Below are 13445 nucleotides of genomic sequence, written 5' to 3' on the forward strand. Positions count from 1 at the left end.
CATCTGGCGCACGCCCTCGGGCAAGGCGCAGTTCATCGTCATGCCCGGCATCGCCGAGGACCCGCGGGCCGCAGACCCCGAGGTGCTCACGCTGACCACGCTGCGCAGCCACGACCAGTACAACACGACGATCTACGGCTTCGACGACCGTTACCGCGGCGTCTTCGGTCGCCGGGACGTGGTCTTCCTGCATGCCGATGACTTGGCTGCGCAGGGCCTCGCCGCCGGTGATCGCGTCGACCTGGAGGCAGTGCCCTTCGACGGCGAGGCAGCGGTGCCGGGGGCGGTGCTCAGGAACCTGACGGCGGTGGCGTACGACATCCCGAGGGGCTCGGCGGGAGCCTACTACCCCGAGGCCAACGTGCTCGTGGCCATGTCGCATCGCGACCCACAAAGCGGAACACCCTCCTACAAGTCGGTGCCGGTGCGGGTGCGGGCCGCGCAATCGGCCTCGGGACCACCGAGTCCATGAAAATGCGTGCGCGCTTACGTGGAATGCGTCGCGCGTGAGACATGTGAAGCGATGAAGTCCGGCCGGCGCGTGAAGCCCGCGCCCTGGGCGGTTTGGTTGTGGCGACCCGAAACGTGTGGGCAGCGCCGCCTCCGAGCCGCAACGCCCAACCCATCGGACAGTGGCGAAGGTGGAGTGCCGCACTGTCTCAAGACACGTCAGGCATCACCGACCCCATCTCCATGGCCTGGCTGGGCGCAACCTCCTGGATGCCGATGACGATCTGGTCGTCGGCCGCGCCGGTGGCGGTTTGAAGCAGGCCCCAGAGCGCAGCGAGCAGGGCCCGCTTGTACTCGGTCGAGCGGCCCGTGCGGATGGTCAGGGTCAATGCCACCATGGCGGCGGGTTTGCCTGCGCTGAAGCCATTTCCAGTCGGGTAGTCCTCGAACAGGATGTGGACCCAGCTGGCAGGCAGCTTCGCCATGGTGACATGGAGCTCGGTGATGCGGGCAGCGAGCGCTTCCTTTGCGCTGCTCGGCAGCGATCCTGCTTGGGTGGCGATGGTGTAGAGGGGCACGGAATTCTCCTTGCAGGATTCAGCGCACAACGTTGGTCTTGGCCAGATCAATGAGTTCGGATCCGCGTCCGTCCAGAACGGCCTTCATCAGAAACATTCCAAAGTGCTGGGCTTCGTCCAGGGTTGTCTTCGGGGGCATCGCGAGCTCCTGCCGGGCACTGACGACATCCACGAGCACCGGGCCCTTGTGCGCGAACGCCTCGGACAAGGCCGCTTTCAGCTGCTGGGGGCATTCGACCCGGATGCCCTTGACCCCCATCGCCGCCGCCATCGCGGCGAAGTTCGGGTTCTCGAGATCGCAGCCCGCGTCGAGGAAGCCGTTGGCCTTCATCTCCATCTCCACAAAGCCAAGCGTTCCGTTGTTCAGAACGATGACCTTGACGTCCAGCCCCTCCTGGATGAGCGTTACGAACTCGCCCATCATCATGGTGAAGCCGCCATCGCCCGAAAGCGAGATCACCTGCCTGTCCGGGAACGCCGATTGGGCGCCGATGGCCTGCAGCAATGCGTTGGCCATCGACCCGTGATTGAATGAGCCCACGAGTCGGCGCTTGCCGTTCATCTGGAGGTAGCGCGCTGCCCAGATAATCGGCGTGCCCACATCACATGTGAGGATGGCATCCTCTTCGGCCAATTCGCTGACCAGACGAGTAACGTACTGTGGATGGATGAGCTCGCTGGCAGGACTGCTTTCAGCCAGTGCGTCGAAGCCCTCGCGCGCACGACGGTAGAGGGCCAGCGCAATGTCCAGATGCGTTCGATCGTTCTTCTCGACCAGCGCGGGAAGCAGCGCGGCAATCGATTCCTTGACATTCCCCAGCAATCCCAGGTCGAGTGGGCAGCGGTTGCCGAGTGCCTCCGCACGCACGTCGATCTGCGCGATCCGCGCTTTCTCGGGATAGAACGGCCTGTAAGGAAAATCCGTGCCCAGCAGAAGCAGCGTGTCGCATTGCTTCATGGCTTCGTAGCCGGACGAGAATCCGACTAGCCCCGTCATTCCGACGTCGTAGGGGTTGTCGTACTCGACGAACTCCTTGCCTCGGAGGGCATGGACGATGGGCGCCTTCAGCCGCTCCGCGAGCGCCACGATCTCGGCATGCGCGCCTGCGCAACCCGCGCCGCACATCAGGGTCACGCGTTCGCCCTCGTTGAGCATGGTGGCGAGCGTCAGGATTTCGCTCTCGGCGGGTTGCAGTACGGGCCGCGCCGGTAGGAGCCAACGAGGAACCTTGGCCTCTAGCCGCTGCAAGGCGACGTCGCCAGGAATCACAATCACGGCGACTCCGCGTCGGGCCACCGCGACACGCATCGCGCGATGCAGCACCTGGGGAAGTTGGTCGGCCCGGGAGACCAGTTCCACGTAGTGGCTGCAGTCCTTAAAGAGGCTCTCGGGATGGGTGGCCTGGAAGAAATCAATGCCGATCTCCGTGCTCGGGATGTGCGCGGCGATGGCGAGCACCGGGACACCGCTGCGCTGGCAGTCGAACAGCCCGTTGATCAGGTGCAGGTTGCCGGGTCCGCAACTGCCCGCGCACACAGCCAGTTCCCCGGTGAGGTGGGCTTCAGCGCCGGCGGCAAAAGCGGCGCACTCTTCATGGCGCACATGGACCCATTCGATTGATTGCAGGCGCCGCAGCGCGTCGGTGAAGCCGTTGAGCGAATCGCCCACGACGCCGTAAACGCGCTGGACGCCCGCGTGTTGCAAGGCCTTGGCCATGTAGCCGGCTGCCGTCTTGAACATGAGCTGCTCTCCGAAGGGTTGGAAGGGCGGTCAGAAGGCGCTCGGCGCATCGAAGCGCTCGAGCGTCTTCAGGTCGGTCACGGAGTAGGACATCGAGCAGCGGAAGCCCTGACCCATTCGCACAGGCGCAAGCATGTGGAGCTCTTCGCCAGCGACGGGCGGCAGCCGGACCTCGCCGTCTCCTGTCCAGAGGTCGACGATCTTCAGGTCGTCGGTCAGTGAGAGCACGAGCTCGTTGACCGCCGGACGGTGCTGCTCTTTGGCTTCGAGACGAGGGAAGTAACGCAGGTTGACCGTCGGCCGGTTGAAGATCTTCCCGATGTCGGGCTCGGGCTGCTGCAGCGTGACGGTCGCCTCCGCCAGGCGCACGCCGTGGGTGGACAGGCTGCCGGCGAAGCGGCTCCCGCGCGCAACAGGAGCGGCCGCCAGACTCGGGGCAGCAAAGCTGCGGGTCTGGAAGATGCTGCCGAGTCGCTTGGGAAACCCTTGCGCCCAGCCGCGTGCCAGCGCAGCATCGTTGTCCACGTAGATGAAGGGGCAGAACGAGACCCGCGTATCCCGCCACATGGCGTCGATGAGCACGAAGGCTTCCCGGTATTGGAAACGCGATGGATCGAGAAACTCGTCGTTCTGCGCAGTGAACTGCCAGTCGAGAAAGAGCAGCGCGGCGTGACCATTCATCTCAGGATCTGGCGTCAGACCCGGCGGCAGCAGCGATGCGGTCATGGAGGGGTCCGTCCAGTACTCGACGCCCACGATGTCGCTGGAGTAGTGCCAAGGGGGCGAGGGTGTGATCGCGGCGAGTCCAAGAGGGGTTCGCGGAAGTGAATAGCCTAAGAGCATGCGGTTCTCCAGTGGTGGTTTGCATGGATGTCGGTCAGTCAAATGCCTAGGGCAGCTCGAAGTTCCGAAGTGGAGGCCCGAGTCTCTGTGTGCCTGATTTCATCGACGTTTCAGCAAGCGCGTTCCCCGTTGCACTTGAAATCCCGCTGACGCCGTGGCCGCATAAAAGGTTCGCCCATCCGAAGGCGTGGCCGCTGCGTGCCGCACCACCGGTTTCAGCTGCAATCTGCATCGATCGTGCTGACATCCGCCGGAGACGGAGACTCGGCAATGTGGAATGTCGAAACCCGGACTCGCAGCACCCGGTGCAACGCCAATCGGTCGACCCCCGAGTCCGACGAAGCGCTCAAAAGGAGAATTAATGAACGCAAGACCCGCGGGAATGCCGGTCCAGCCTGCAGCCAGCCATCTGCACGCAAAGCACTGGCTCATCGTCCTCCCAGACGACACGCTAAGACCAGTGCTCGAGTCGATCGAGACGGCCCACCGGTCGATCAACGTGCGGATGTTCGTCTTCGAGAACAAGGAGCTACTCGCTGCGTTGGTCAGGGCAAAGGCGCGAGGCCTGCATGTCCGCGTCATGCTCAACAATCAGCGCCGTGATGGTTCCAGCCAGAACGCATCCGCCGCGCATATGCTGAGCGCGGCGGGCGTCGAGGTGCGCGCGGGGCATCCGCGGTTCGAGCTCACGCATGAGAAGTCGCTCGTCCTGGATGACCGGATTGGATTTGTGCAGTCGATGAACTGGCGTGAATCAGGCATCCATCCGGCACGCGACTATGCGGTGGTGACAGAGGACGCGCTCGAGCTTGGGGAGATGATCGCGGGCTTTGACGCGGACTGGGAGCGGAGACTTTTCGCGCCTCGCGCGGGTTCCTCGCTGATCTGGTGTCCCGACAACGGCCGGGCGCGTGTGTCGGCGTTCATTGACGCAGCGCGCCGCTCTCTCTGGGTCCAGAATGAACGCTACCAAGACTCCGTCATTATCGAACGACTCGCGCGCGCAGCCCTGCGCGGGGTCAAAGTTCACGTCCTGGCCAACCCGCTGCATCGGCTCAAGCCTGCAAAGCTCGCCGAGAGTCTCGGGGGGCTTCGCATCCTTCGGGATGTGGGGGCCAAGGTCCATGCGGCAAGACATATGAGGCTTCATGCCAAGATGATGGTCGCCGATCACCGGTCCGCACTGGTCGGATCGATCAACTTCTCGCCTGGAAGCTTTGATCACCGCCGCGAACTGGCGATCGAGACCACCGATGCCGCAACCGTGGCAAGGCTTGCCGCGACGGCGAGGTCGGATTGGTCTTCTTCGGTCCGGATGGATTTACGGGACTCGGCATTCATTCTTCGCCCGGATGCACCGGGAGATGCGCTGGTGGATGCCGACGATTCGGACGACGGGGTCTGAGCCCCGCGGCCGAATGCGGGAAGCCGCATCTCGGCAGGCAGGTTACCAGGGCTGTCCACCCCCTCATTTGGCGCCGGGCAGGTCCGGCGTTCCAGCTTGCGCAGGAGGGCGACGATCGGGATGGCGCGCCTCCCGTGTCGTCACGCGCTGCTGGCCGGCCGCCGCGCTCTTGTCGCTGCCGATGCTGTCGTCCTCTGGCGACTTGAGTTCGTCGCCACCGATCGCTTTCACCTTGCCAGAAGGGCGCGCATCCTTCTCCTGCTCTGCGCGCAGTTGAGGCTTGCTGTTGAGAATCGGCGACCGGTTGGAGGATGCATCGCCGCTGGGCTGCGCATGGGCGAGAACAGACGCGAGAGCGAGCAGCGCGACGCTGGAAGACTTGATCATTGGGAACCTCATATCGGTTAGGTGTTCACGAGTGGTTCGATTGCGATGGCCATCTGGCGCATCGATGTCGATGTTGAGTGCGCAGTCTCACCAGTCGATGTCGGAAGCGCGTCCTCAGGTTGCACATGCAATTTTCAGCCCGCCTCTTCTGGGGTCGAAGCGAATCGCGCCATGGACGGATCGGCCTCGAGCTGAGCGAGCGGCCAGGGCAGGCCCACGTCGGAGGTGCCCGCCTGATGTAGATCGGCTTGCTCGCGTTACGCGTCGTGGGCGGAACACACCTCGCTGCGGGAGGGCCCCGGCCCGCACGCCATTGGCGTCGGGATGAGGCCAGAAGACTGGCCATCGACGAAGCGCAGCCCATGCCATGGGAATGCGCGGCAACGAGGGGCCGCACGCCCTGTCGGTGTGCCACAGGGCCAGGGGCTGGTCGCAACGCCGAGGCACGCGGAAGGTTGGCGCCTCGGACGGGCAGCTTCGCCGTATCGGTGGACGGTGGAGGTGCACAGGTTCATACGATGGATGACCTCCGCCGGAACGACCGCCCGCAGACGACGCATGACGGCGACAGTCTCGTGAAGGGGCCTCGAGTCCCCGACCGCACAACTGTCGAGGCCGCTTGCTTCCAAAGCGTTTGATCACTCATTACGGCTGCAACGATGGGGCTGGGGAGCAGGCCTGCCGTCGATCGCTGCGCTTGTCATGCCGATCTCGGTCGGGTGCAGCGCTTTCGCAAGAGCCCTCAGGCGCGCGAGACGGATGTCTCGCATGCACATCGAGTTGTCGCCGCCGGACTGCGACGCGCGGTGTGCGATGTGCGAGCGTGATTGAGTCGGTTTACAACGATTTGCACCGCTGAACTCGCCAGGCAGGAAGGATGAGAGAAAACTGGCCCCCGTGGAATTCAGGTCGATCGCCGTCTCCGGGGAGTCCGATTCCTTCGATCAAGCCGCGCAGCGCTTGCAGTTCGGATTCTCCAAGGGACTGCCCCCGCGACGTCGAAGAGCGCCGAGCAGTCGGCGCTGCAAAGTGAAAGTTCGATGACCTGCATGCCATGAACGAGGCCGATCGCCTTCCGGTGATTGGTTGAACAACCCGGCAACACCAGCCAGCACGGAGCAATGCAAATGAACTTCTTCAAGTCCTTCCTGACGATCGCGGCGGCCGCAAGTCTCTTCCTCACGGCCGTGCCAGCGTCCGCACAGGCTGTCAAGAACGTTGTCCTGGTCCACGGTGCGTGGGTCGATGCGTCCGGCTGGAAGCCGGTGGCGGAATACCTCATCAAGGATGGCTTCAATGTCACGATGGTGCAGGAGCCGGAGACGTCGTTCCAGGACGACGTTGCTGCCGCCAAGCGCGTCCTGGATCTGCAGGACGGGCCGACACTCCTGGTCGGGCACAGCTATGGGGGCTCGATCATTACCGAGGCGGGTGTGCATCCGAAGGTGGTCGGGCTCGTCTATGTGGCCGCGCATGCGCCGGATGTAGGTGAGGACGAAGGAGCGCTTGGAAGGAAGACGCCCAGCGTGCTTGCGAAGACCGAAGGCGCAATCATGAAGACGCCCGACGGCTACACCTACCTGAATCCGTCGATGTTCCCGAAGCTCTTCGCCCCGGACCTGCCTCGTGAGCGTGCCGAGTTCGCTGCGCGCTCTCAGGTGCTGGCCGCTGCCAGCGTGTTCAGTACCCCGCTCACTGCCGCTGCCTGGAAGACGAAGCCGAGCTGGGGCATCGTTGCCGGGAACGACCAGATCATCAATCCCGATCTCGAGCGCTGGTACTACAGCCGGGCGAAGAGCCAGACCACCGAGATCAAGGGCGCCAGCCACTCGGTGTACGAGTCGCACCCGAAGGAGGTCGCCCAGATCATCGCCGAGGCCGCGCGGAAAGTGCCACGTCAGTAGCCAGCCGTCTGAAGCGATCAAACGGAGAAGCGGCGATGACAAATTGGCAGCAGGGGCGGGAGGCGCGCAACGCCCGATTGGAAGCAGGGGCAAGCCTTGCCAATGGGAAGATGGTCGCCGCGCGCGACGCCACGCGGCTGTTGGAAGCCGTCCTTCGGCCCGGCGATCGGGTGTGCTTAGAAGGTGACAATCAGAAGCAGGCGGATTTGCTCAGCGCGGCGCTGCTGGCAGTCGATGTCGGTAAGGTGAACGACCTGCACATGGTGCAGTCGGGCGTGGTGCTCCCGGAGCACCTCGATGTGTTCGAGCGCGGCATTGCCAAGAGACTCGACTACGCGTATTCGGGTCCTCAGGCGGCACGCATCGCGACCATGCTGTTCGGCGGCAAGATCCAGCTCGGTGCGGTTCACACCTACCTGGAACTGTTTGCGCGGTACTTCATCGATCTCACGCCGAACGTCGCTCTGATCGTGGCAGTGAGCGCAGACCGCGAAGGTAATCTGTACACCGGTCCGAACACCGAGGACACCCCCACAATCGTGGAAGCGACGGCCTTCAAAGATGGCGTCGTCATTGCGCAGGTCAACGAGGTCGTGGAAACGGTGCCGCGTGTGGATATTCCTGCCGATCGGGTCCACTACGTCGTGAGATCGGACAAGCCGTTCTTTGTCGAGCCACTGTTCACGCGGGACCCCGCCGACATCACGGAGACGCAAATACTGACTGCCATGCTGGCGCTCAAGGGCGTGTACGCGCCCTACGGCGTCCAGCGCCTAAATCATGGGATCGGGTTCAGCACGGCGGCTATCGAACTCCTGCTGCCGACCTATGGCGAGAAGCTCGGACTGAAGGGAAAGATCGCCTCGCACTTTGCGTTGAATCCCCATCCTGCCTTGATCCCGGCCATCGAGTCCGGCTGGGTCAGGCAGATCCACTCGTTCGGGTCCGAGGTCGGGATGGAAGACTACATCCGTGCCCGGCCTGATGTCTATTTCACCGGGCAGGATGGCTCATTGCGATCCAATCGGGCCTTCAGCCAGGTCGCGGGCCACTACGCCTGTGACATGTTCATCGGGTCCACATTGCAGATCGATCTGCAAGGAAACTCTTCGACTGTCACGACGTCCCGCATCGCCGGCTTCGGCGGGGCGCCCAACATGGGCGCCGACGCACGCGGAAGGCGACATCCGAGCGATCCCTGGATCCAGGCAGGCCGGGAAGCCGATCCGGACGGCCCCGCGCCGCTGCGTCGGGGCCGCAAGCTGGTGGTCCAGATCGGGGAAACGTTCGGCGAGAAGAACGTGCCCCTGTTCGTCGAGAGGCTCGATGCCTTGGCGCTGGCGGAGAGGCTGCGACTGGAGCTTGCACCGGTGATGATCTACGGCGATGACGTCACGCACATCATCACGGAGGAAGGCATTGCCAACCTGTTGCTGTGCCGAAGCCCCGATGAGCGCGAACAGGCCATCCGGGGTATCGCGGGATACACCGACGTCGGCCGCGCCCGGGATTCGAAGGCGGTTCAACGCTTGCGGGAGCGGGGCGTCATCCGGCGCCCCGAAGACCTGGGAATCGATCCGATGGATGCCGATCGCAGCATGCTTGCTGCGCGCTCCATCAAGGACCTTGTTAGGTGGTCGGGCGGCCTGTACGCACCACCCTCGAAGTTCCGCAACTGGTGAAGGGAGATACGAAATGGAGAACCTGAGCTTCCGTCACGAGGCTCGCGAGCGCGCCCCTGGCTCCAATCGCATGGCCATTGTCGGCGTCGTTGCCTCCGGCAACCTTGAGGTGATGGTGGAGCGCCTGCTGCCTGATCTGGAATGCGAGCTCCAGATCCAGACGGCCGCGAAAGGCTTCGGGGAAGTCTGGGCTGCGGTGGTGGCCGATTTTGTGGACCGGTACGCCACCGGCGGGTTGCGCTTCTCCATCAACGATGGTGGCGCACGACCGGACACGGTGCTGCTGCGTCTGGCGCAGGCCGCCCGATTGATCGAGAGGAGTGAACCATGAATGACAACCCAGTTCGAATCGATGCGTCGCGCCGCGAGAGCACGAGCTGGTATGAGGTCTCGGCGCGGGCGCGAGTGCGCCTGCTGCTAGACGCGGGCAGTTTCGTCGAGTTCCTGGGGCCCGAGGTGAGAGAGGTGAGCCCCCATCTGAAGATCTTCGACCTGCCAGAGCAGTTCGATGACGGCATCGTGATCGGCCGCGGATGTCTCGCCGGCTCGCCTGTCTTTGTCGCTGCGCAAGAGGGCCGGTTCATGGGCGGAGCGTTCGGCGAAATCCACGGCGCAAAGTTGACCGGCCTGATCCGGGCGGCCCGTGACTTGCGGTCGATTCCCTTGCTGATCCTTTTCGACACCGGCGGCGTGCGGCTGCAGGAAGCCAACGCAGGAGAACTCGCCATCGCGGAGATCATGCGAGCGGTGATGGAGGCGCGCGTGGCCGGCGTGAAGGTGGTGGGGCTGATCGGGGGGCGTGCTGGATGCTACGGCGGAGGAGGATTGATCGCTGGCTGCTGTTCGGCATTGGCTATCTCCGAACAAGGACGCATCTCGGTCTCCGGGCCGGAGGTCATCGAGACGAACCGCGGCGTTGAGGAGTTTGACTCCCGGGACCGTGCGATGGTTTGGCGCACCATGGGCGGCAAGCACCGTCGCTTGATCGGCGGAGCCGACGCTTTCTGCGACGACACCGTGCGCGATTTCCGCGCCGCGGCGATCGATCTCCTGGCGTCCGTCCATGCGTTTGGGCTCGCCACGCTGCGTGCGGAGCAGACCCGGCTTCAAGATCGATTGGACCAATTTGGAGACGCCCCGGACGCCATCGACCTGTGGAGGGCGCAGGGCATCGATGACCCAGCGGCGATCCCTTCGATGCAAGGCGAGCAGTTCATCGCGCTGGCGGGTGAAGCCGGGAGGATCCGCCATGACGCTTGCTGAAATTCTTGCATCCCTCTTTCCGGATGGCCATGAAGTGTCGGATGCCAAGGGCATCGTGTCAGGCACAGGTCCCCTCAGGTCAGGCGTTCGCGCGCTCGTCGTCGGCATCGCAGATCGAACCCCGGTGGGCGTAGAGGAGGCCGTCCGCCTGTCGGACGTGGTTTTGAAGGGCATGGAAGACGGAAGTGGCCCGATCCTGGTCATCGTCGACAGCGATAGCCAACGGATGAGCAAGAGGGACGAACTCCTCGGATTGAACGAGTTTCTCGCGCACCTGGCCAAGGTTCTGATTCATGCCGACCTTCACGGCCGGCCGACGATCGGCATCCTGTACGGACACACCGCGGCAGGGGCCTTTCTTGCCACCGCGATGGCAACGCGCGTGCTGGTCGGCTTGCCGGGCGCCGACCCGGTCGTCATGGATCTCCCTTCGATGGCGAAGGTCACCAAACTGCCGCTAGAGGTCCTGCAAGAGAAGGCGAAGTCGACGCCCGTGTTCGCACCCGGTTTGGACAACCTGGTCAGGATGGGTGCGGTGCATGCCGTCTGGACTCAGTCGGCACCGCTCGTCGACCAACTGGATGCACTGTTGCAGCACCTGCCGGACGCCGACGATCGCAGGGATGTGCTCGGTAAGGAGCGCGGCGGCCGATTGAAGGCGGCAGACATCGCGGAACGCGTTCATGGCCTCGCCGTCAATAGCGCCTGATCGTCGCATCAGGCGACACGATCTGGTGTACGTCCGCCGTTCGGCATGGCCGGCACAGTTCGCAGCGCGCGAAGGCTTGGGCGATCCCGAAGTCGATCGCTGGATCGCTCAGGGCTGGCCGCTGGTCGGCACGCGCAAGGTTCTCGGCGTCGACGGCGTCGCGGTGGGCATGCCGCTGCCACCAACGTCCGCGAAGCGCCGCCGCTCGTTCGTCATTTCAGCCGCGGACATCCTCGCCACGCGTGCGGCACCGAGGCTGAGCTGGGCGGCTCGCGTGGCACCCGACCCCTGGCGGGTGACCCTGAAGCGACTGTGCGATCTCGGATCTCGCCATGGCGTGCATGCGCGCGTATTCGGCAGCCTGGCGTGGGGTGCCCTGACAGGATTGGAGTACCTGACCGGAAGATCCGACCTCGACTTTCTGATGCCGGTCTCGCGGGACACGGACCTGAATCGCCTGACCGCAGTGCTCTCGGAGATCGAAGCGGGGGCGCCCATGCGCCTGGATGGTGAACTGATTCGCGAAGACGGCGCCGGCGTGAACTGGCGCGAGTTCGGTCGCGGCAGCGACGAAGTGCTGGTGAAGTCGATGGCGGGCGTGAGACTGATTGCGCCGCGCGAGTTCTTGGCGGGGAGCGAACTGTCATGAGACCCGATGCCACCAGGAGGCTCGCGCCGGTGCCTCCGGCTACAGCGACGCCCGCACCGGTCTTTGCGGCCGAGGCGATTGCGGCGAGTGCGGTGCGCTGTCTGCTGCTGGAGGTCGCGACGTGGCCGAAGCCGGGTCTTGTCAGCCACATGGATTCGGGCAGCCACGACGACATGGACGCCGAGACCTTCCGACGCAGCGCGCTGGCGATCTCGCCCTATTTCGAAGCCCTGGTCGATGCAGGCGCGCGTGGTGGTGCCATGGGGTGGCTGCGGGTCATCGGGTTGGAAGCGGAGGCCGCCATGCTCCGGGCGACTTCGGGTATCAATACCCACCGCGGGGCGATCTTCGGGCTCGGTCTGCTGTGCGCCGCCGCAGGCGCGAGGGGCAGCGGCCACGTCGACGGTTCAAGCACCCTGGGAGCGGTAGTCACCCGGCTTTGGGGCCCGGCCATTCTCTCGGGACCGGTTCTTCTTCACAGTCATGGGACTTCGATGCGCCACCGCTATGGTGCCGGCGGCGCGCGCGTCGAGGCCGCCCTGGGATTCCCCACCGTGTACCAACTGGGTCTGCCCGTCTTGAGAAGACGTCTCCGGGAGGCACCCGAGGACGCGGAAGCGGCGCGCGTCGAGGTCTGCTTCGAGCTCATCGCGGCGCTCGAAGATACCAATCTGCTTCACCGCGGGGGGCCAGTAGGGCTGCGGTTTGCACGTCGCTGCGCGCGCGCCTTCCTGGATCAGGGCGGCGTCCGATCTCTCGGGTGGCGTGATCGGGCCCGGGAGATTCACCAGCGTTTCGTCGCCCGCCATCTCAGTCCGGGCGGTTCCGCCGATCTCCTGGCCATGACGCTCTTCATTGATGACCACGAGGGGGAGTTACCAGCATGAGCAACGCGATCCTGCTGGCGCTTGCGCCCGTGTTCTTTGTGATGGCGCTCGGGTTCGCAGCGGGGAGGTTGCATGTCGTTGACAACCACCAGGTCGGTGGATTCAATGCCCTTGTCATGGACTTCGCCTTGCCGGCATCGTTGTTCGTGGCGACCGCTTCTGCTTCCCGAAGCGAGATGTCAGCGCAGGCGCCGCTCTTCGCCATTCTGGGCGGGGTCATGCTCTTGATGTACTTCGCAACCTATGCGATCCAGCGCATCCTTTCCAAGGCGAGCAGGGCGGACGCCTCGATCGAAGCCTTGACGATCGCGTTCCCGAACCTGGCGGGTGTCGGGCTTCCCATTGTTTCGGCAGTCATGGGTCCGCCCGGAATGGTTCAGCTGGCGGTTGCGTTGGCGGCTGGTTCGATCCTGGTGAGCCCTATTGCCTTGATCGTGCTGGAGCTGGACAAGGGCCAAAGCAGCAGCGGCGAGACCCCTTCGGCGCGCACGCTCAGGGCCTTGCGTCGCGCGCTGACAAAGCCGGTCGTTCTCGCGCCGATCCTGGGCATCGTGATGTCGCTGTGCGGCCTGGAGCTAGGTCCTGTCGTCGAGGCCAGCCTTGCGCTGATTGCACACGCGTCCGCCGGCGTCGCGCTGTTCCTCACGGGACTGATCCTGTCGGCGCAGTCCTTCAGACTGAACTGGAAGATCGTCGCTGCGACAGGGATGGCGGACATCATTCGCCCGCTGGCGACCGCGGCAGTAGTCTTCATCTTGCCTGTTCCATCGGAGATGGCGAAGGTGGCGATTCTCCTGTCCGCCGTTCCGTCCGGCTTCTTTGGCATTCTCTTCGCCGTGAACTATCGCCTCGATTCGGCCATCACCGGCTCCATGGTCATCGCCAGTACCGTGTTCAGCATCATAACCATGGCGATCGCCATCGCTGTGCTCTTTCCACGGTGAGTC

At 64.3% G+C, this 13445-nt stretch carries 14 protein-coding genes; 10 read left to right on the forward strand and 4 right to left on the reverse strand.

Annotation, left to right across the window (positions count from 1 at the left end; all coding sequences use genetic code 11):
• The coding region (locus tag QTH87_RS22390; RefSeq protein WP_286612279.1) for a molybdopterin dinucleotide binding domain-containing protein at positions 1–472 on the forward strand (472 nt) is incomplete at its 5' end.
• Positions 473–659: 187 nt separating this feature from the next.
• Here the strand turns inward: QTH87_RS22390 and QTH87_RS22395 are convergent.
• Genes QTH87_RS22395 through QTH87_RS22405 form a run of 3 tightly spaced genes read right to left on the reverse strand, consistent with a single transcriptional unit; the run spans position 660 to position 3612 of the window.
• A complete protein-coding gene (locus QTH87_RS22395; protein WP_286612280.1) occupies positions 660–1028 on the reverse strand; it encodes a tautomerase family protein in 369 nt (122 codons plus the stop codon).
• A gap of 19 nt (positions 1029–1047) precedes the next feature.
• On the reverse strand, positions 1048–2769 hold the full coding sequence (poxB, locus tag QTH87_RS22400; protein ID WP_286612281.1) for a ubiquinone-dependent pyruvate dehydrogenase: 1722 nt from the start codon (positions 2767–2769) through the stop codon (positions 1048–1050).
• 30 nt (positions 2770–2799) lie between these two features.
• Positions 2800–3612 (reverse strand): acetoacetate decarboxylase family protein, encoded by an 813-nt coding sequence (locus QTH87_RS22405; RefSeq protein WP_286612282.1) that lies wholly within the window; start codon positions 3610–3612, stop codon positions 2800–2802.
• 361 nt (positions 3613–3973) lie between these two features.
• Here QTH87_RS22405 and QTH87_RS22410 point away from each other — a divergent pair, with 361 nt between their 5' ends.
• Positions 3974–5017 carry a phospholipase D-like domain-containing protein gene (locus QTH87_RS22410; RefSeq protein ID WP_286612283.1) on the forward strand — a complete coding sequence of 348 codons (1044 nt, stop codon included), beginning with the start codon at positions 3974–3976 and terminating at the stop codon, positions 5015–5017.
• A 63-nt stretch (positions 5018–5080) separates the two neighbouring features.
• Here QTH87_RS22410 and QTH87_RS22415 read toward each other — a convergent pair whose 3' ends face one another.
• On the reverse strand, positions 5081–5404 hold the full coding sequence (locus QTH87_RS22415; RefSeq protein WP_286612284.1) for a cell envelope biogenesis protein TolA: 324 nt from the start codon (positions 5402–5404) through the stop codon (positions 5081–5083).
• Between the two features lie 1127 nt (positions 5405–6531).
• Between QTH87_RS22415 and QTH87_RS22420 the strand changes: the two genes are divergently transcribed.
• Genes QTH87_RS22420 through QTH87_RS22455 form a run of 8 tightly spaced genes read left to right on the forward strand, consistent with a single transcriptional unit; the run spans position 6532 to position 13442 of the window.
• On the forward strand, positions 6532–7308 hold the full coding sequence (locus QTH87_RS22420; RefSeq protein ID WP_286612285.1) for an alpha/beta hydrolase: 777 nt from the start codon (positions 6532–6534) through the stop codon (positions 7306–7308).
• A gap of 35 nt (positions 7309–7343) precedes the next feature.
• Positions 7344–8990, forward strand: coding sequence for a malonate decarboxylase subunit alpha (gene mdcA, locus QTH87_RS22425; protein ID WP_286612286.1), 1647 nt, complete (start codon positions 7344–7346; stop codon positions 8988–8990).
• A 13-nt stretch (positions 8991–9003) separates the two neighbouring features.
• Positions 9004–9321, forward strand: coding sequence for a malonate decarboxylase acyl carrier protein (gene mdcC / locus QTH87_RS22430; protein ID WP_286612287.1), 318 nt, complete (start codon positions 9004–9006; stop codon positions 9319–9321).
• Positions 9318–10253: a biotin-independent malonate decarboxylase subunit beta gene (locus tag QTH87_RS22435; protein WP_286612288.1), complete on the forward strand. Its 936-nt coding sequence runs from the start codon at positions 9318–9320 to the stop codon at positions 10251–10253. Before mdcC ends, QTH87_RS22435 begins: the two co-directional genes overlap by 4 nt.
• Entirely contained in the window at positions 10240–10962 is a 723-nt protein-coding gene (mdcE, locus tag QTH87_RS22440) for a biotin-independent malonate decarboxylase subunit gamma (RefSeq protein ID WP_286612289.1), read from the forward strand. Before QTH87_RS22435 ends, mdcE begins: the two co-directional genes overlap by 14 nt.
• Positions 10937–11611: a malonate decarboxylase holo-[acyl-carrier-protein] synthase gene (mdcG, locus tag QTH87_RS22445; protein ID WP_286612290.1), complete on the forward strand. Its 675-nt coding sequence runs from the start codon at positions 10937–10939 to the stop codon at positions 11609–11611. Before mdcE ends, mdcG begins: the two co-directional genes overlap by 26 nt.
• On the forward strand, positions 11608–12498 hold the full coding sequence (gene mdcB / locus QTH87_RS22450) for a triphosphoribosyl-dephospho-CoA synthase MdcB (RefSeq protein WP_286612291.1): 891 nt from the start codon (positions 11608–11610) through the stop codon (positions 12496–12498). The genes mdcG and mdcB overlap by 4 nt, the downstream gene beginning before the upstream one ends.
• Complete coding sequence (locus QTH87_RS22455) at positions 12495–13442, forward strand: AEC family transporter (protein ID WP_286612292.1); 948 nt, start codon at positions 12495–12497, stop codon at positions 13440–13442. Before mdcB ends, QTH87_RS22455 begins: the two co-directional genes overlap by 4 nt.
• The last annotated feature ends 3 nt before the right edge of the window (positions 13443–13445 follow it).

The organism is Variovorax jilinensis (assembly GCF_030316885.1).
GTDB classification, from domain to species: domain Bacteria; phylum Pseudomonadota; class Gammaproteobacteria; order Burkholderiales; family Burkholderiaceae_C; genus Variovorax; species Variovorax jilinensis.